Origin of the sequence: Halopseudomonas sp. (assembly GCF_041579695.1) — a bacterium.
In the GTDB taxonomy this organism is placed as follows: domain Bacteria; phylum Pseudomonadota; class Gammaproteobacteria; order Pseudomonadales; family Pseudomonadaceae; genus Halopseudomonas.
This window is the reverse complement of sequence record NZ_JBFGFI010000020.1, coordinates 27,514-46,173: the sequence shown is the minus strand read 5'-3', so window position 1 is coordinate 46,173 and position 18,660 is coordinate 27,514. Positions and strand designations below refer to the sequence as shown.

Sequence of the window (18,660 nt, the reverse complement as noted above, 5' to 3'; positions counted from 1 at the left end):
TACGTCATCCTCGCGAACGCGGGGATCCATTCTGGGTGGCAGTAGTGCTGTGCTGCCTGCCAAGCCCCGAAGTTCAAAATGGATTCCCGCGTTCGCGGGAATGACGATTCTGTAAGTACGGCCTCTTTGTTACGTCATCCTCGCGAACGCGGGGATCCATTCTGGGGTGGCAGTAGGTGCTGTGCTTTCTGCCAAACCCCGAAGGTCAAAATGGATTCCCGCCTGCGCGGGAATGACGAGGGTGGGGCGGGGATCCATGCTGCGGATCCGGAATGCCCCGTGTTTATTGGCACGCCTCGCAATCCGGCTCATCAATCGCGCAGGCCTTCGGCACGGGGGCCGGGCCGGCGGGGGCGGCTGTGACTGGGTTGCCGCCCGATGACACGGCGTTGAGCTTGCCGGTTTCCACTGTCGACTTCTCGGTACTGGTCGCAGCCAGGGCGCGCAGGTAGTAGGTGGTTTTCAGACCGCGGTACCAGGCCATGCGGTAGGTCACATCCAATGCCTTACCCGACGCGCCGGCGATGTACAGGTTGAGCGACTGGGCCTGGTCGATCCATTTCTGACGGCGGCTGGCGGCTTCGACGATCCACTTGGTTTCCACCTCGAATGCGGTGGCGTACAGGGCTTTCAAATCCGCTGGAATGCGTTCGATCTGCTGCACCGAGCCGTCGTAGAACTTGAGGTCGTTGACCATGACCGGATCCCAGAGGTTGCGGGCCTTGAGGTCGCGCACCAGGTAGGGGTTGATCACGGTGAACTCGCCGGAGAGGTTCGATTTCACATACAGGTTCTGGTACGTCGGCTCGATCGACTGGGACACGCCGGTGATGTTGGCGATGGTCGCGGTCGGGGCGATGGCCATGATATTGGAGTTGCGGATACCTTGCTTGGCGCGCTGGCGCAGGGGCTCCCAGTCCAGGGTCTGGCTGCGGTCGACTTCGATGTACTTGGCGCCGCGCTGCTCGGTAAGGATATCCAGCGAATCCAGCGGCAGAATGCCCTGGCTCCACAGCGAGCCGTCGAAGCTGGAGTAGCTGCCGCGTTCCTCAGCCAGGTCGCAGGAGGCCTGAATGGCATAGTAGCTGACCGCTTCCATGGAGTTGTCAGCGAACTCGACGGCGGCGTCGGAGCCGTAGGCAATGTGCTGCAGGTAGAGCGCATCCTGAAAGCCCATGATGCCCAGGCCGACCGGGCGGTGCTTGAGGTTTGAGTTGCGCGCCTGAGGCACAGAGTAGTAATTGATGTCGATGACGTTATCCAGCATGCGCACGGCGGTCTTGACCGTGGCGGCGAGCTTGGCGGTATCCAGTTTGCCGTCGACGATGTGCTGCGGCAGGTTGATCGAGCCCAGGTTGCACACGGCGATCTCGTCGGCCGAGGTGTTCAGGGTGATCTCGGTGCACAGGTTGGAGCTGTGGACCACGCCAGCGTGTTGCTGCGGGCTGCGCAAGTTGCAGGCGTCCTTGAAGGTGAGCCAGGGGTGGCCGGTCTCGAACAGCATGCTGAGCATCTTGCGCCACAGGTCGCGAGCCTTGATGGTCTTGTGCAGCTTGAGCTTGCCGTATTCGATCAGCGCTTCGTAGTACTCGTAACGCTCCTCGAAGGCCTTGCCGGTCAGGTCGTGCAGATCGGGCGTGTCGGAGGGGGAGAACAGCGTCCACATGCCGTCGTCGAACACACGCTTCATGAACAGGTCAGGAATCCAGTTGGCGGTATTCATGTCGTGGGTACGGCGGCGGTCGTCACCGGTGTTCTTGCGTAGCTCAAGGAACTCCTCGATGTCCAGGTGCCAGGTTTCCAGATACGCACAGACGGCGCCCTTGCGCTTGCCACCCTGATTCACTGCCACGGCGGTGTCGTTGACCACCTTGAGGAAGGGCACGACGCCCTGACTTTTGCCGTTGGTGCCCTTGATGTACGCACCCAGGGCGCGCACGGGCGTCCAGTCGTTACCCAGGCCGCCGGCGAATTTGCTCAACATGGCGTTGTCGTGGATCGCGTGATAGATGCCCGAAAGTTCGTCCGGTACGGTGGTCAGATAACAGCTCGACAGCTGCGGACGCAGGGTGCCGGCGTTGAACAGGGTAGGCGTGGAAGCCATGTAATCGAAGGACGACAGCAGCTTGTAGAACTCCACCGCGCGGGCGCTGCGATCGGCCTCTTCAATCGCCAGCCCCATGGCAACGCGCATGAAGAAGATCTGCGGCAGCTCGAATCGCACGCCCTCACTGTGAATGAAGTAACGGTCATACAGGGTCTGCAGGCCCAGGTAGGAGAACTGCTTATCACGGCTGTGGTCTAGTGCCTTGCCGATAAGCTCCAGATCGAATTCCTTCAGGCGCGGATCGAGCAATTCGTTCTCTACGCCAAAATCGATGTAGGCGGGCAGGGTGCGCGCATATAGCTCGGCCATTTCGCCGTGGGTAGCGCTTTCGGCCACGCCAAGAAAGCCCAGGGCTTCGGCGCGCAGATTATCCAATAGCAGGCGAGCAGTGACGTGGCTGTAATTGGGCTCGCGTTCGACCAAGGTGCGCGCGGTCATTACCAGGGCGGTATTGACGTCCTGCTGGGTTACGCCGTCGTACAGATTCTTCAGTGTCTCACCCTCGATCAGCTTGGCATCCACTACCGCCAGGCCTTCGCAGGCTTCATTGATGATAGTGTGCAGGCGACCCAGGTCCAGCGGTTGGCGGCTGCCATCAGCCAGGGTGATGTTCAGCGTCGGGTGGGCCTCGATCGGTTGGCGGGCCTGACGTTGGCGCGAATGCTCTTCGCGGTAGAGAACATAGGCGCGGGCCACTTTCTGCTCACCAGAGCGCATCAGCGCCAGCTCTACCTGATCCTGGATCTCTTCGATGTGCAGGGTGCCGCCTGAAGGCATGCGGCGTTTGAAGGTGGCGGTGATGGTCTCGGCCAGCTGGTTCACGGTCTGGTGAATACGGCTGGATGCGGCTGCCTGGCCACCTTCAACGGCGAGAAAGGCCTTGGTAATGGCGACCTTGATCTTGTCGTCGGTGTAGCTGACCAGCTTGCCATTGCGCTTGATCACGCGCATCTGGCCGGGAGCGGTCATCTGCAGTTCTGCATTGTGGTCGCCATGGGGAGTGCTGCCCTGGTGCGATTCGGTGGATGGGGTGACGGGCGGCATGGTGGGCTGCATGGGTGATCTCCTTGGCGAAGCCGGTAACACAATATGTAGTGTTCTGCTGTTCAGGGTCAGTTAGGCCGGGCTTCCTGAGAGTGGCACGACCAGTGCTGATCCTATATGTAGTGTGTTGCGTTGTTTTGATCACAAGATAGTGTGTATTTGGCAGCCGTGCAAGTGTGCGTTCAGGCTATATTATCGTTTCAAATCGACGTTTTCGGTCCGGCTGGCCAGTGAAATCGCGGTGTATGGGCTTATTTCGCCCAGGAAAAAGAATTGTAAAAAATGCAGGAGACACTAGATGTAGTGTTTTGCTTTTGTGACCGGTGTCGCGCTTTGACCCCAGATAGGTGTTTTGCCGGGGGGTTGTTACAATCGGTCCTTTCTGGATTGAGACAGGTAGGTTGGCGGACGCATGGCAACTGATAACGAACGCATACTCATAGTCGAGGACGATCTCAAACTGGCCGATCTGATCCAGGCGTTCCTGCGCTCGCAGGGCCTGGAGGTGGACCTGCTGACTGATGGCGCGGGTGCGGTGGAGCATATACTGGCCGGCAATCCCGATCTGGTCGTGCTGGATCTGATGCTTCCGGGGGAAGACGGCCTGTCGATCTGCAAGCGCCTGCGTGCCGCCGGCTATACCCGCCCGGTACTTATACTGACCGCGCGCAGCGATGACGAAGATCACATCCGCGGGCTGGAACTGGGCGCCGATGATTACGTCAACAAACCGGTCAGGCCGCAGGTGCTGCTCGCCCGCATTCGCGCTCTGCTGCGTCGCAGTCATGATGCCGAGCCGGCCAGCGACGCTCCGGTGAGCCGTCTCACCTTTGGTCCCCTGGTAATCGACAATGCCCGCCGTGAAGCCTGGTTGCGCAACCAACTGATCGATCTGACCGGTGCCGAGCTGGATCTGCTATGGCTGCTGGCCAGCAATGCGGGGCGTGTGCTTAGCCGCGAGGAGATATTCAACGCGTTGCGCGGGATCGAGTACGACGGTCAGGATCGTTCCATCGACGTGCGTATCTCGCGCATACGCCCCAAGATCGGCGACGACCCGGAGCTGCCACGCATCATCAAGACAGTGCGCAGCAAGGGTTACCTGTTCGTTGCCGTACAACCCTGATCCGGAACCCCTGTGAACTCGATTTTCCTGCGCATATACGGCGGCATGCTGCTGATTCTGGTTGTGGTCTCGCTGCTCGCGCTGGTGGGGATTCGCCAGGTCAATGAGTTCCGCGCCGAGACCTACCGCGAAGAAATAGCCACCGGCACCTTCCGCCTGATGGCGGACAACCTGCAGTTGATGGAAGGCGCCGAGCGGCTGCGTGCACTCGCCGCCTGGACGCGGCTGATCGGTGTGCCATTGCAGCTCAAGCCGCTGGACGAACTGGATCTGGAGGCGCGTCAGCGTGCGCAGCTGACCCGCGGCCGGGTGCTGGTCAAACCTGCGACGCAGAACCAGGTGCAGGTGTACAGCCTGGTTGATGAAAACTTCGTATTGACCACCGAGATCCAGCGCATAACTGAACAGCTCGGTCGGGCCACACTGTTCCTGCTGGTCGACGAGCTGGTGCGCCATCCCGAGTCGGATATGCCCGAACGGCTGCAGCGTCTGCGCCGCGACAAGGATTTTGGTTACCCGCTGATGCTTACGCGGATGCGCGAGGCCGACCTGGATGCCGACCAGCGTCGACGTCTGGAGGAGTTCGATACGGTAATGACGCTGGGTCCCGATGGCGACTCGATTCTGCTGTACATGAAGGTGACAGACACCGATTGGGTGCTGCGCCTGGGTCCGCTGTTCCAGATGGAGGATTATCCCCGGGAGTTGTTGCTGATTACCGGCCTGCTGGTACTTACCCTGAGCGGCCTACTGATCTATCTGCTGGTGCGGCAACTGGAACGGCGGCTGATCACGCTGGAGGCCGCAGCCATGCTGCTCAGCCATGGCAATCTTGATGCCCGAGTGGATGCTGCGGGACAGGACCCGGTCGGCCGGGTGGCCCGTGCCTTCAACGACATGGCCAGCCACTTGCAGCGTCTTATGAAGATCCAGCAGGAAATGATCGGTGCAGTTTCGCATGAGCTGCGTACGCCAATCGCACGCCTGCGTTTCGGCCTGGAAATGGTCGAGACGTCCAAGAGCGACAAGGACATCGCCCACTATGTGCACGGCATGGATGCCGACCTGAGTGAACTGGATATGCTGGTCGACGAGATCCTCACCTATGCACGCCTGGAGCAGGGCGCGCCTGCACTGAGCATGGTGCTGGTCGATGTGCCCGCGCTGATCGACCGGGTAGTGCACGAGCTGGCGCCATTGAACCAGGGCATTACTATTGATGTGGTAGACCTCAGTTACGGCCGCGCCACTGCGGTCGAAGCCGAGCAGCGTTACCTCACCCGGGCGATCAGCAATCTGATCACCAACGCGATGCGCCATGCCAGTCTCCGGATGCGGGTGACGTGCCGGGTAGTGTATGGCCGCTGTATGGTGAGCATCGAGGATGACGGGCCGGGTATTGAGGAGCAGCTGCGCGAGAAGGTCTTCACGCCTTTCCTGCGCCTGGACGACAGCCGTACACGTGCTTCGGGGGGCTATGGTCTGGGGCTGTCGATAGTGCGACGGGTGATGTATTGGCACGGCGGCACCGCGCGTGCCGGCAGCTCTGCCGCCCTCGGTGGGGCGGACTTTATTCTGGAATGGCCGCTGCGCCGCGGCTAGCGGCCAGCGCCGGTTAAGCGCCCGTTCTAGCGGGTATGACCGTTTACCAGAAGGCGGAACGCGGTGCTCGCAGGCTCGGGATCGGGCGTGCGTCCGCAGATAAGATCGCAGTAGATAGCCCCTTCGCCGATACGAATGATGAAATAGGCCAGGCTCTCTGCGTCCATTTCCGGATTGATCAATCCGGCTTCTATCTGCTCTTCGAACAGCTTGCGCCAGGTCTCGATCAACCGGCTCTGCAGGCCTGAAACGTTCGAGGTCAGCAGCTGCAAACCCCACTGCGGCTCAGCCCGCATGAAATCATGCATCGGCTTGGCATTGATCAGCGCAATGTTGATATCGGTATAGATCTGCGCCAGGAAATCGATCCCCTTGAGCTTCGGGTTAGTCTGCGCCCGCTCGATCGCCTCGTCGTACAGATGCTTGTACTGGGACCAGAGGATCTCGCCCATCAGCAAATCCTTGTTGCCGACCCAGCGCATCAGAGTGGCGCGGCCAACTCCCAGCTCCTCGGCCAGCAGCGAAAGGTTCAGGCGGCGACCCTCCAGCCACCAGCGGCGGGCCATGCGAAAGGCGCTCATCGGGGTAGCGCGTTCATCGGACTTGCGCTGGGACAGGGCCAGCGATAGTGGGGTAGGTTGGCTGCTCATGGTTTCGAATCCGGAAAATGTTTTGCGTGGCACATAGTAGCAATAACGATACCAAGATTAGAAGTGTCCCGGCTATGAATCAGCAACTTTTCCATCTGTGTAGCGGGTTCTTTATCCGATTCAGATGTATGCAAGTCTGAAGTGCAAATTGATTCAAGCCGGTTCCGGGCATCTGGCGCGGGTTCGCCAATGTGATCGCGCCCTGTAAGGCACTGAGTTGCGACGGAGCTACGCCGAGGACGCTAAGTGGAGCCAACGACTTCAGTGCGTTTTTTCGTTGCGGCGATTGCGTTAACCGCGTCCGATAAAGGGCATTTTCGTGGCCATGATGGTCATGAACTGAATGTTGCTCTCCAGCGGCAGGCTGGCCATCTGCACCACGGCCTGAGCCACGTGCTCGACGTCCATCACCGCTTCGGCTGCTATGTCACCGTTGGCCTGAGGTACGCCGCGCTGCATGGGCGCCGCCATTTCAGTGGCCGCATTGCCAATGTCGATCTGTCCGCAGGCAATGTTGTAACGTCGGCCATCCAGTGACGTAGACTTGGTCAGACCCGTCATCGCGTGCTTGGTCGAGGTATAGGGCGCGGAGTTGGGTCGAGGTGCGTGGGCCGAGATCGAACCGTTGTTGATGATCCGCCCGCCCATAGGTTGCTGATTTTTCATGATCTTGAATGCTTGCTGAGTACACAGAAAGGCGCCGGTCAGGTTGGTCTCGACCGTGGCCTGCCACTGGGCAAAACTGACATCTTCCAGTGGAACCGGCGGCGCTCCGGTACCGGCATTGTTGAACAGAATATCCAGCCTGCCAAAACGCTGCCGCGTGGCCGCAAACAACGCTTCGACCGACTCCGGTTTACGGATATCGGTAACCACGGCCAACGCGTTCGCGGCCAGCTCACCAGCCGCTTCGACGGTTGAGTTCAGTTGTTCTTCACGCCGGCCCGCCAACACGACGGCATATCCGGTCTTGAGCAGAGCAAGGGCTGTGGCGCGTCCGATTCCGCTGCCAGCGCCGGTTATCAGGGCTACGGGTTGTTGGTCTGACATTGTTATTTCCCTGGCTATTGTCGGTGCCACAGCATAGCGCAGATGCAAAAAAGCCGGTTACCCTGGAGTAACCGGCTTTCGATTGCTGGCGCGTGTTACGCCAGTTGTTGCCTGATCAGGTGTAACGGATCAGTTGATGCCCTTACGCTGAACATCCCAGCGATAATCGGTACACAGGCCGCAACGGCTGCCGTAGAAAGTGCTCTCAGCGTTGCCATCGTTCATCAGGTGGTAGCGGAACCAGGCGGTGGACGGACCACGGTAGTCGCCGCCGTTACCTACAGGTTCGAAGTGACTGGCGCTGGTACGCTCGCCCCAGAAGACCGGTACGTTGGCGTTGTTGAATACCGGGCGGGCATTCAGGTTCGGCGAAGCGATGCTGTCCTGGCCACCGGTCATCAGGAACATCGGACCATTCTGACGGCTCTGCGAGCTGGAGCGGTGGCCCAGGCCAATGGTGTATGGCTGGAAGGGTGCAGTGACAGTCACGCGACCATCGCGGCCGGCCATGATGGAACCGCCACCACCCTGGGAGTGACCCGTTGTAGCAACCTTGTTGACGTTCAGGTTGCCAGCGTAGGTGCCAGAGCTGCGACCGTTCTGCTCCACCAGGTAGTCCAGGCAATCAATCATCTCCTCACCCGAACCGGCGTTGGAGGTGCGCGCTGCAGCCACTACGAAGCCATGACTCGCCCAGTGGCTGAGCAGGCTGCCGTAGGTGCCCGGACTGCTGCCGGTACCATTGCCCCAGATGATGATCGGGTGGCGACGACCTTCTTCGCCCAAAGTACGAGGACGATAAACGGTGCAGCTAGGACCTTCGTTGCCGCTGGTTGTGGCGAACGGGCCGGAGCGGCTGAAGTCAGACACGGACGGGAAGTCTGATCCGCCGGAAGGGGGAGTGGGAGTCGGCTCGGGGGTCGGGGTGTATGCCATGACGCTGGTCGACATCAACAGGGCAGCGGTGAGGCTGGTCAGTTTGAATGTTGCCATTTTCATAGTGATCTCTCTTCAGTTTGTTGTTATTTAAGTCATGAGCCTCTGGCATCCACCGACTGACAGGCTCCACGCACACTGAATATAGTTCTGAAGGTTGTGTGTCACACTCGCCTATTCGGGTGGAAAACGAGACATATGTCTAAAATGTGTCTTATTGTCAGCTTTTTCCTGCAAATCGAGATTGAAGCTCGATCAGTCGAGTAAGAGAGACATTTTTTGTAATTGCATCATGAGAAACGGGGCCCGAAGGCCCCGTTTTGGGTGGTGCGACTGGCTGGCCAGTGCGTATCAGGGATTGGAGTAATTGGGAGACTGACCGAAGAAGGCACGCAATGTACCCTGCTCGACCGGGCCGAGACCTATATTGATCATGGCCGCTGTCCAGGCAGTATTGACGCCGTTGAGAGTCAGCTCCTCATTGGACATGTTGATGTCAGTCGCGGTATCGGTGGCATCGAAAACGATGACCTTGTCCGCTCCGGCTGTACTGGACCAGGGCTGCCAGGCGAGTTCGTTCTGGCTGAACTCGCCATTGGGATTGCCGCCTCTGGAAAAGTCAGCGAGATAATCCATCATTGCGTTCTGCAGCGCTTCCCGACCGGGGCGGTTCTGCTCGGTGAAGGGCAGGCTGAACAGACCCTCTCCGGCCCCATGGAAGAATGAAATCTCCGCCGCGTGACCTGCGCCATAGATGAAGTTGAACGGCGAGGGGCCGGACTGTGTACCCCAGCGGAAGTCATAAGCATAGGTGTTGGGCTGATGCTGGGTGATCAGGCGAGCCAGCTCATCCACATACTTTGCTCGCCACGCCCGACCGCCGTGATAACCGGTGACCTCGTAGGTATCCTTGTCCTTCTGCGTTGGCAGCACTTCGTCCAGGGTCTGGTTGCCGGTAAAGGCGACGTCGAGCAAGTCGAGCCAGCTCTTGCCTGCCGCAGAAGGGATGGTGCCGGTAGCACCTTTCAATGCACCCCCGTACAGCGGCATGAACGACTTCTGCTCGTACTCGTTTGCTCCGAGAACGACCGGTACGTTATTGAAGTTGCCACTGGTGAAGGCAGGTATCCAGCCGCCAGCGGGGATCACTGTGCCGTCCTCGATCGCACCATATGAGCTCAAGGAACTGTAGTTAAATACGGCCTGATACAGGTCACGCCCCTCGGTTGCGCGCAAATAGGTGTTCAGGGTGCCGGCAGCTTCCATGTCCTTGCGCATCTGGGTGGCTTCAGCTGCGGTTATAGGGCTATTGGGCGTCTTGCGATCTTCGATCAGGCGGATCAGCCATTCGATATGGCTGTTGGCCGAGCCGCGAGCACTGTTGGTGCTGCGCGTGGTCATCGCGCCACTCTGCGATACGGCTTGGTGGAACAGATCGCCAGTTGCCTGGGGCGAAACCATCAGGTTGAGCACGTTGTGCGCGCCGGCCGATTCACCGGTGATGGTGACGTTATCCGGATCGCCGCCAAACTCGGCGATGTTGGCCTGAATCCATTTCAGCGCCTGAACGGTGTCCATCGTACCGAAGTTACCCGAATCGGACACGGGATCGGCCCCGCCGGTCTGTACATCGGGGTGGAAGAACCAGCCCAGCGGGCCGAGACGGTATTGCAGCACGACCATCACGACATCAGAGTTCTCGACCAGAGCGCGGCCATCGTACTGCTTGGCGGTGCCGAAGTTATTTGAGCCACCATGGATCCATACGTAAACCGGCAGCTTTTCGTTCTGGTAGTCGGCGCGGTTGGGACGATAGACATCGACGATCAGGCAGTCTTCGCTTCCGACCATGTTCGAGGTCCGCTGCCACTGGGTTGTGGTTTCCGCCTGGACACATTCGGCATGACGCTCGGTGGCGTCCCGCACTCCGGTCCAGTTCTCGACGGGTTGCGGAGCACGCCAGCGCAAATCACCGATCGGAGGTTGTGCATAGGGCAGGCCATGCCAGACCAGTGCATCGTCTTCGACAATGCCTTGCACAGAGCCATTGGCCAGGCTTAACTGGCCGGCCGGGGTGATATTGCTGCTGCTTCCGCCGCCGCCACCCAGGCAGCCGGACAGCGCGAGCGATCCCGCAACTGCCAGGGCGAGGGTACTCAGGACGGGACGCGAGAAAAGCGGTGCGAGGGTAGGGGTAATTTGGACGCCAGAACGCATTGGATCTTTCCTTGATAATTATTATTGTTAATGGGCTGCCATGCCTACTTGCCCTATGAGCCCGAGCGTGCTCGAGCTTGATCCAGCATAGAGGTAATAATACGCTCCTGCGTTGAGACATAATCAGTGGATATATCTATTATGTTCTTTTGCTTATTTTGGCGCTCACGCCCTCAAGCGTTGCGAAAGAAATGTCCTTGGCGGTCAGCAGGAAGTCCTGCAGGTATGACATCTCGAGCATGTCCTTACGCACCGCGGCATACAGTGTGCCGAACAAACCGTCTGCTCCCAGTGGCCGGGCGCTGACATAACCACGCTGCAGGTACTCGGCCATTGCCCAGTTGGGCAGGCAGCAGACGCCGCGGCCAGAGGCGACCAGCTGCATCATCATCACCGTAAGTTCGGCGTTGCGGGTTGCGACAGGCTCGACGCCGGCCGGATCGAGAAACTGCGTGAAGATGTCCAGTCGATCGCGATCCACCGGGTAACAGATCAGCGTTTCATCCCTCAGGTCTGCCGCTTCTACATGGTTGCAGTTGATCAGCGGATGCTGGTTGCTGATCGCCAGCATGGCCTCATAGGCGAACAGCGGAACGTAGCTGATACCCGGGATTTCCTGCGGATCGGAGGTGACCACCAGATCCAGCTCACCGCGCGCCAGTGCGGGCAGCGGGGCGAAGAAAAAACCCGAGGCGAAATCCACTTCCACCTCTGGCCAGGTGTTGCGAAACTGATCGATGGTGGGCATCAGCCATTGAAAGCAACTGTGGCATTCGATGGCCATGTGCAGTCGCCCGGCCTGGCCACCAGCAAGACGCTGCAGGTCCCGTTCAGCCTGACGCAGTTGCGGCAGGATGTTGTCCGCCAGGCGCAGTAGACGCAGCCCGGCGCTGGTGAAGCGCACCGGCTTGCTCTTGCGTGCGAATAGCGGCAGACCCAGCCGCTCCTCCAGATCCTTGATCTGGTGCGAAAGGGCGGACTGGGTCAGATGCAGGCGCTCTGCGGCCTCCACCAGGCTTTCGGCTTCGCGCAGCGTGGCCAGGGTGCGCAGGTGACGTATCTCGAGCATGGTTGATTCTCTAACATGAGCAGAATCGAAGTTTAACATTAACAGGATGAGTTTGATTCAATTCTTGCCTGGCCAGACCATAGCGTCCACAAACCGAACACGATGGAGAGCGATATGGCATTGGCACACAATCTGGGATTTCCGCGCATTGGCCGCGACCGCGAACTGAAAAAGGCACTGGAAGCCTTCTGGTCCGGGAAAATCGAGCAGAAAGCGCTGCTGCAGGCGGGCCGCGAGCTGCGCGCAAGCCACTGGCGCCTGCAAAGCGATTCGGGCCTGGACCTGCTGCCGGTGGGTGACTTTGCCTGGTACGACCAGGTACTGACCCACAGTCTGATGGTCGGCGCGGTACCGGAACGCTTTGGCACCGGGGCCGCGCCGGACCTGGATACACTGTTTCGCATGGCCCGTGGCGTCAGCCGCAACGGTACCCAGACCTTTGCCTGCGAAATGACCAAGTGGTTCGATACCAACTACCACTATCTGGTGCCGGAATTTACCCGCGGCCAGTCTTTCAGTCTGCAGTGGACCCAGCTGTTCGAGGAGGTCGACGAAGCGCTCGCTCTCGGGCACAACGTCAAGCCGGTGGTGCTGGGTCCGGTCAGCTATCTGTGGTTGGGCAAGACCAAGGGCGAAGACTTCGACAAGCTGGAGCTGCTGGAAGAATTGCTGCCGGTGTATGTCGATATTTTCAATCGCCTGGCCGAGCAGGGCGTGGAATGGGTGCAGATAGATGAGCCGGCGCTGGTACTGGATCTACCGGCGGACTGGAAAGCCGCCTATGAAAGCGTTTACAACCGGCTGCAATATGCGCCGCTGAAAAAGTTGCTGACCAGTTACTTCGGCGGTCTTGAGGACAATCTGGGTCTGGCCTGCAGCCTCCCGGTGGACGGTCTGCACGTGGACCTGGTGCGCGCACCGGAGCAGTTGCTCGCGGTGCTCGACCGGCTGCCTGCCTATAAGGTGCTGTCGCTCGGTGTGGTGAGCGGGCGCAATATCTGGCGCTGCGACCTGACCAAGGCACTGGACACCCTGCGTCAGGCGCAGGAGCGATGGGGTGAACTGCTCTGGGTCGCGCCGAGCTGCTCCCTGCTGCACAGTCCGGTGGATCTGCAGCGCGAGGACAGACTGGATGAGGAATTGCGCGGCTGGTTGGCCTTTGCGGCCCAGAAGGTACATGAGGTTTCGCTGCTGAGCCGAGCGCTCAACGAGCCGGGTGCGGTAGATGTCAGCGCCGCGCTGGCCGAATCCGATGCGTTGCAGCGGGCCCGCAGTGCCTCACGCCGTATTCATGATCCGGCAGTGGGCCAGAGGCTGGCGGCGATCGGTCCGCAGCACAGCGAGAGAGCAGCACCCTATGTGCAGCGCGCCCCGGTGCAGCAACAACGCCTGGGTCTTCCGGCCTGGCCGACTACGACCATCGGGTCCTTCCCGCAGACAAGCGAGATCCGCGCAAGTCGTCAGGCATTCAAGCAGGGCCGCCTTGATGAAGCGCAATACGTTGCGCAGATGCGTGACGAGATCGCGCGGGTAATCCGCGAGCAGGAAGCTCTGGGTCTCGATGTGCTGGTGCACGGCGAGGCTGAGCGCAATGACATGGTCGAGTATTTTGGCGAACAGTTGGCCGGCTATGCTTTCTCGCGCTTTGGCTGGGTGCAGAGTTACGGCTCGCGGTGCGTCAAGCCACCTATCATCTATGGCGATATCAGCCGGCCAGCGCCAATGACCGTGGAATGGGCAGCCTATGCACAAAGCCTGACCGACAGACCGGTCAAGGGCATGCTGACCGGCCCGGTGACCATGCTGATGTGGTCATTCCCGCGCGAGGATGTCAGCCGTGAACTGAGCGCTCGACAGCTGGCGCTGGCAATCCGCGATGAGGTGGTCGATCTGCAGCAGGCGGGTATCGCCATCATCCAGATTGACGAGCCGGCATTCCGGGAGGGCTTGCCATTGCGCGCTGCGCAGCAGCCGCACTATCTGAACTGGGCGGCCGAAGTGTTTCGCTTGAGTGCCAGCGCAGTGGAAGACACCACGCAGATCCATACGCACATGTGCTACAGCGAGTTCAACGGTATTCTTGATTCGATCGCCGATATGGATGCGGATGTGATCACGATCGAGACCTCGCGCTCGGACATGGAGTTGCTCGAAGCCTTTTCCGGCTATGCCTATCCCAATGCAATCGGTCCGGGGGTGTACGACATTCATTCACCGCGGATACCCGAGGTGGCCGAGATCGTTCGGTTGCTGCGCAAGGCGGCGCGGGTGATTCCGGCGGAGCGGCTGTGGGTCAACCCCGACTGTGGGCTGAAGACCCGCGGCTGGCCGGAAACCCGCGCCGCGCTTGAGGCCATGATCGAAGCGACCCGGCAGTTGCGCGACAACGAGACCGCGGCAGCGGCCGACTCCCGGTCGCAATACGCGGTCAAGCAGGTGGCGCAGTCTGCCGGGTAGCCTGTAAAGTAGCGGCCGGTCATTTTGCTGGAGCCTTACATGCGCGAGTTGTTGTTGCACTGCCGTCCCGGATTTGAGGGTGAAGCGGCCGCAGAAATGCAGGAACAGTCGGGTGCCATGGGCATTGCCGGCTATGCGATCACCAAGGAAGGCTCCGCGTTGGTGCGCTTCGTCTGTCCGCAGGAAGGCGACGCCGAGCAATTGATGACCAGGCTTAAATTCCGCCAGTTGATCTTTGCCCGTCAGTGGGCTCTGGGAGACTGGCTGGACGTGCCGGTGGAAGATCGCATCTCGCCAATCATCACCGCCTGTTCCAAGGGGCCTATTGCCTCGACCGTCTGGCTGGAGACCGCCGACACCAACGATGGCAAGGCCATGGCGGCCTTGACCAAGAAGCTGTCGCGCCCGCTGGAATCGGCGCTGACCAAGACCCGTTTCGTGCGTCCGGCGAAAACCGATGCGCCGCGTCTGCATCTGTGTTTCGAGAGTGGCCAGCGTGTATTCGTCGGCTGGTCGTGGGCGAACAATGCTGCGCCCTGGCCGATGGGCATACCACGGCTGAAAGTGCCGCGCGATGCACCCAGTCGTTCGACGCTGAAGCTGGAGGAGGCGTGGCACCACTTCGTTCCACGGGACGAATGGGACAGCCGGATGGCTCCGGGCATGACCGCTGTGGATCTGGGCGCGGCACCCGGTGGCTGGACCTGGCAGCTGGTCAATCGCCACATGGATGTGATTGCAGTGGATAACGGCCCGATGGCGCCAAGCCTGATGGACAGCGGGCAGGTCGAGCATATCCAGGCCGATGGCTATCTGTTCAAGCCGAAGAAAACCGTGCACTGGATGGTCTGCGATATCGTCGACAAACCGGCGCGTTCCAGTGCCCTGCTGGGGCGTTGGGTCGGGCGTGGCTGGTGTCGGGAGGCGATCATCAACTTCAAGTTGCCGATGAAGCAGCGGTATCAGGAAGTCATGCGGTGTATCGAACACGTGCAGGCCGATCTGGATGCGGCCGGTATCAAGGCGTCGATCTCGTGCAAGCAGCTATATAGCGACCGCGAGGAAGTCACCTGCCACGTGCGAGTGCTGCACGCGGGCAGTTTCAAGATTCAGACACTGAACTGATAGCCCGCGGTATCCCCTCTGTTTGATAACGGCTAGAGCGGCTCGAGCAGGGTGATGCGTTCCTCTTCCTGCAGCATCGGCGCGAAGGCGCTGATGCTTTCGGCGCGCGCCTGGGAGCGCTCCCACCGCTCCCAGGAGTGGCGGTTCTGCCAGGTGACCATGACGATGCGATGGTTGGGACGTTCCAGGTCGCGGAATGACTCCCCGGAAATGAATCCAGGAGACTGGATGGCGCGCTGGATCATCTTGCGTGCAGCTTCTTCGTAGGGCTGCTCAAGACCCTCGGCAATAATGCGTTCGATCAGTACTTTGATCATCAAATAATCCTTGATACGGGTTTCTATGGCGTCTTGGTTGACGCTTCTGTCATCTGTTTATGCGTATAGTTTCGGTGCTCGCGGCGCTGCTGGCAAGGGCTGGCGCTTTTGCGGATAATGGTATTTTATCTGGCAGGCTGACCATGACCCAGACAACTTCCCCCAGGCAGCTCGATACCAGCGGGCTCATGTGTCCCGAACCGGTGATGTTGCTGCACAACGCGGTACGCGACATCGACGGTGGCGATCTCCTTGAAGTGCTGGCGACCGATCCCTCCACGCAACGCGACATTCCCCGGTTCTGCAGCTTTCTCGGCCATGAGCTGGTCGAGCAGGGCGAGAACGAGGGGATATATCGCTACCTGATCCGCAAGCAGGCCTGAGTTCTCAGGCTTCAGGTGGCGCAGATTGCCAGCCCGGTTGGCCTGGACGCATCTGGCAAGCCCCTAGGACCTCCTGCCAACCCTTGCTGTGAGCGGCTATCTGTTGTTGATATCGCTGCCACAGGGATTGCTCGCTGCCGACCAGCGATTGCAGATACTCATTGGTTGCAGCAGGAATGGCAGGTACGCCCGCCAGTGCGCTGATGTTCTGTTGCCAGGGTTCGCCCAGGCGCTGTATTTGCGCCATGTAGGGCTGGATTTCACTAGCGTAGAAAAGCACGAAGACGTTGAGCAGAATGCGCGAACGCGAGTTCGGCGTGCCCAGCGGGCAGAGCTGACGCGCCGCCGGGCTGGCGAGCATGCTGTTGGCCTGTTCCAGGGTATGCGTAAGGCGACTCAGGCTGTGGATCAACTGACTGCTGCGCTCGCTCTGGTGCAATGCCTGAAAATGCGCCTCCAGTTCGGATCTGGCAGGTGGCAGTTGCCCGGGCAGGGCGCGGCCGATGCCCGCCAGCGCGCCAAGAGCCAGTACACCCTGGCGATCTTCAAGTGGCTGGTCCTGGATCGGCAGCGGCTCGCTGGCGAATCTCAGGTAATACTCGAACTCTTCACTGGCGTTCAGCGCATTCCAGAACACCGCTGGTAGTTGGGCGCGTTTTTCCTCGACCAGTTGCTCCAGCTCTGTGGTCAGCTCCGTGCGGTCGGGGTCGTCGCTGACCGTGACGATGCAGGCCTCGATGGCGCGGATCAGCTCGCCTTCGAATGCCAGGCGATGGGACCAGGGCATGACTTTGCCCAGAATGCTGTTACGTTCGCTGACCCTTTGCTGCAGGGGCTTGCAGCGGCGCGTATCGACCAGTAGCTCAATCAGGCTGATGCGCATGGGTGCTACTTCGAGCAGCCTTTCGCGGCGTTCGGGCAGCCGGTAGCGGCTCAACTGTGTGACGTCGTAGGCGGCGGGCTCATGATCGAGCACGCGGCCGAGTCGTTCCAGGTAGTTGTCCATTTGCCCTGTGGCGGGCGGTGAACGCTCACAGCCAGCCAGTACCAGAGACAAACCGATGACTGTCAGTAGCGCTCGCATCGATACTCCTCGCAAGGGGGTAAGCCGATTATGCCATGCTGTGCCAGCCCGCACCGACGCTAGCCGTTACCCGAGTTTTCCGGCACTGCCCCAGGGCTGTTGGCGCTTGCGCTCACTGCTGACCCAGGCCAATCGAAATGAGAGGAATATTGCCGCGGCGGTAAGCCCGATGATCAGTCCTTGCCAGAAACCTACCGGGCCGCGCGCTGGACCGTAGAGATCGGTCAGCCCGAGCACGTAGCCACTGGGCAGGCCGATAGCCCAGTAGGCCGTCATCGTCAGCACCATCGGCAGGCGCGTGTCCTGATAGCCGCGCAATGCGCCGGCGCAAGCCACCTGAATCGCATCTGAGAACTGATACAGCGCGGCATAGAAGAACAGTTGGGTCGCCAGTGCGATTACCTGCGGATTGTCGGTGTACATCAGCGGTATCCATTCCGCCAGACCAAGCATGATCGAGGCCGCAATTATGGCGAAAACCAGCGCGACTGCCAGGCCCATCTTTGCCGCAAACAGGCCGGCGCGCGCGCCGTTGAGCCCCAGGTTGTGCCCGACGCGCACGGTTATCGCCAGCCCCAGGCTGAAGGGGACCATGAAGGTCAGCGACGAGAAGTTCATTGCGATCTGATGTCCGGCGACGACGATGGCGCCGAGACCACCGATCAGCAGGGCGATCACACAGAACATGCTGGTTTCAGCGAACAGCGCCATGCCGATCGGCAATCCAAGCCCCAGCAGATGCCGTTGCACGGGCCAGTGCGGCCACTCGAAACGTGAGAACAGACCCGTTGCGGCGTACAGGCTGGAACGCTTGAGATATACCAGCATGCAGCCGAGCATGAACCACATCACCAGGGCGGTTGCTACACCGCAGCCCACCGCTCCCATCTGCGGAAAACCCAGCTTGCCGTAGACCAGCACGTAATTGGCCGGTACGTTCAGGGCCAGGCCGAGAAAACCGATCAGCATGGTCGGTTTGGTTTGCGACATCCCATCGGTCAGCCCGCGCAATGCCTGGAACAGGGCAACGGCAGGAAAGCCGATGGCGACAGCGATCAGGTAGTCGACGGTGACTGGAATCAGCCGCGGCTCTACCTCCATCCAGTGCATGACGGGTTCCACGGAGCAGAGAAAAAGCGCGCTCAGACAGCCGATGCTCAGACCCAGCCAGGCACCCTGGCGCACCAGGCTGCCGGCATCGCCCAGATGGCCGCTGCCATTGGCCGCCGCCACCTTGGAGGTAACGATCATCAGCACGCCGGTCAGGAACAGGAAGGTAGGCACCCAGAACGCATTGCCCAGTGCCACTGCCGCCAGGTCGACGGCGCTCAAGCGCCCGGCCATTGCGGCGTCGACGAAGCCAAGCAGGGTATGCGACATCTGCGCCGCGATGATCGGCAGGGCCAGCCATATCAGGGAGCGCAATTCTGTTACACTGCGGCGCCTGTAGGTGCCGGATTCGCTGCTGGTCATAGCCGGTTAGTCCGAGGAAA

Annotated in this window: 14 protein-coding genes; 5 read left to right on the top strand and 9 right to left on the bottom strand. The window is 60.2% G+C overall.

Translation table 11 applies throughout. The annotated features are described in order from the left end of the window. Positions 1–283: 283 nt before the first annotated feature. Positions 284–3,151, bottom strand: coding sequence for a ribonucleoside-diphosphate reductase subunit alpha (locus ABYA88_RS06550; protein WP_373186182.1), 2,868 nt, complete (start codon positions 3,149–3,151; stop codon positions 284–286). A 412-nt stretch (positions 3,152–3,563) separates the two neighbouring features. On the opposite strand from ABYA88_RS06550, the gene ABYA88_RS06545 reads away from it, so the two are divergent. Together ABYA88_RS06545 and ABYA88_RS06540 are read left to right on the top strand one after the other, a co-directional pair. Continuing rightward, a complete protein-coding gene (locus tag ABYA88_RS06545) occupies positions 3,564–4,277 on the top strand; it encodes a response regulator (protein WP_373186175.1) in 714 nt (237 codons plus the stop codon). A gap of 12 nt (positions 4,278–4,289) precedes the next feature. After that, positions 4,290–5,879: an ATP-binding protein gene (locus ABYA88_RS06540; RefSeq protein WP_373186174.1), complete on the top strand. Its 1,590-nt coding sequence runs from the start codon at positions 4,290–4,292 to the stop codon at positions 5,877–5,879. A 26-nt stretch (positions 5,880–5,905) separates the two neighbouring features. Here the strand turns inward: ABYA88_RS06540 and ABYA88_RS06535 are convergent, their stop codons facing one another. From ABYA88_RS06535 to ABYA88_RS06515, 5 genes are all read right to left on the bottom strand, one after another. Then, on the bottom strand, positions 5,906–6,529 hold the full coding sequence (locus ABYA88_RS06535; RefSeq protein ID WP_373186173.1) for a QsdR family transcriptional regulator: 624 nt from the start codon (positions 6,527–6,529) through the stop codon (positions 5,906–5,908). A 291-nt stretch (positions 6,530–6,820) separates the two neighbouring features. Continuing rightward, entirely contained in the window at positions 6,821–7,579 is a 759-nt protein-coding gene (locus tag ABYA88_RS06530) for an SDR family oxidoreductase (RefSeq protein WP_373186172.1), read from the bottom strand. A 129-nt stretch (positions 7,580–7,708) separates the two neighbouring features. After that, entirely contained in the window at positions 7,709–8,578 is an 870-nt protein-coding gene (locus ABYA88_RS06525; protein WP_373186171.1) for an alpha/beta hydrolase, read from the bottom strand. Positions 8,579–8,866: 288 nt separating this feature from the next. Further along, positions 8,867–10,732, bottom strand: a complete 1,866-nt coding sequence (locus ABYA88_RS06520; RefSeq protein WP_373186170.1) for a carboxylesterase/lipase family protein — start codon at positions 10,730–10,732, stop codon at positions 8,867–8,869. Positions 10,733–10,871: 139 nt separating this feature from the next. Then, entirely contained in the window at positions 10,872–11,801 is a 930-nt protein-coding gene (locus tag ABYA88_RS06515) for a LysR substrate-binding domain-containing protein (RefSeq protein WP_373186169.1), read from the bottom strand. A 114-nt stretch (positions 11,802–11,915) separates the two neighbouring features. Here ABYA88_RS06515 and metE point away from each other — a divergent pair, with 114 nt between their 5' ends. After that, positions 11,916–14,258 (top strand): 5-methyltetrahydropteroyltriglutamate--homocysteine S-methyltransferase, encoded by a 2,343-nt coding sequence (gene metE / locus ABYA88_RS06510; protein WP_373186168.1) that lies wholly within the window; start codon positions 11,916–11,918, stop codon positions 14,256–14,258. A 39-nt stretch (positions 14,259–14,297) separates the two neighbouring features. After that, positions 14,298–15,383 carry a 23S rRNA (cytidine(2498)-2'-O)-methyltransferase RlmM gene (gene rlmM, locus ABYA88_RS06505; RefSeq protein WP_373186167.1) on the top strand — a complete coding sequence of 362 codons (1,086 nt, stop codon included), beginning with the start codon at positions 14,298–14,300 and terminating at the stop codon, positions 15,381–15,383. Between the two features lie 32 nt (positions 15,384–15,415). On the opposite strand, the gene ABYA88_RS06500 is transcribed toward rlmM, so the two are convergent. Then, positions 15,416–15,700, bottom strand: coding sequence for an antibiotic biosynthesis monooxygenase (locus ABYA88_RS06500; RefSeq protein ID WP_373186166.1), 285 nt, complete (start codon positions 15,698–15,700; stop codon positions 15,416–15,418). A gap of 143 nt (positions 15,701–15,843) precedes the next feature. On the opposite strand from ABYA88_RS06500, the gene tusA reads away from it, so the two are divergent. After that, complete coding sequence (tusA, locus tag ABYA88_RS06495; RefSeq protein ID WP_373186165.1) at positions 15,844–16,083, top strand: sulfurtransferase TusA; 240 nt, start codon at positions 15,844–15,846, stop codon at positions 16,081–16,083. 4 nt (positions 16,084–16,087) lie between these two features. Here the strand turns inward: tusA and ABYA88_RS06490 are convergent, their stop codons facing one another. Continuing rightward, positions 16,088–17,167, bottom strand: a complete 1,080-nt coding sequence (locus tag ABYA88_RS06490; RefSeq protein ID WP_373186163.1) for a DUF3080 family protein — start codon at positions 17,165–17,167, stop codon at positions 16,088–16,090. A 66-nt stretch (positions 17,168–17,233) separates the two neighbouring features. Further along, positions 17,234–18,640 carry an MATE family efflux transporter gene (locus ABYA88_RS06485; RefSeq protein ID WP_373186161.1) on the bottom strand — a complete coding sequence of 469 codons (1,407 nt, stop codon included), beginning with the start codon at positions 18,638–18,640 and terminating at the stop codon, positions 17,234–17,236. Positions 18,641–18,660 lie beyond the last annotated feature (20 nt).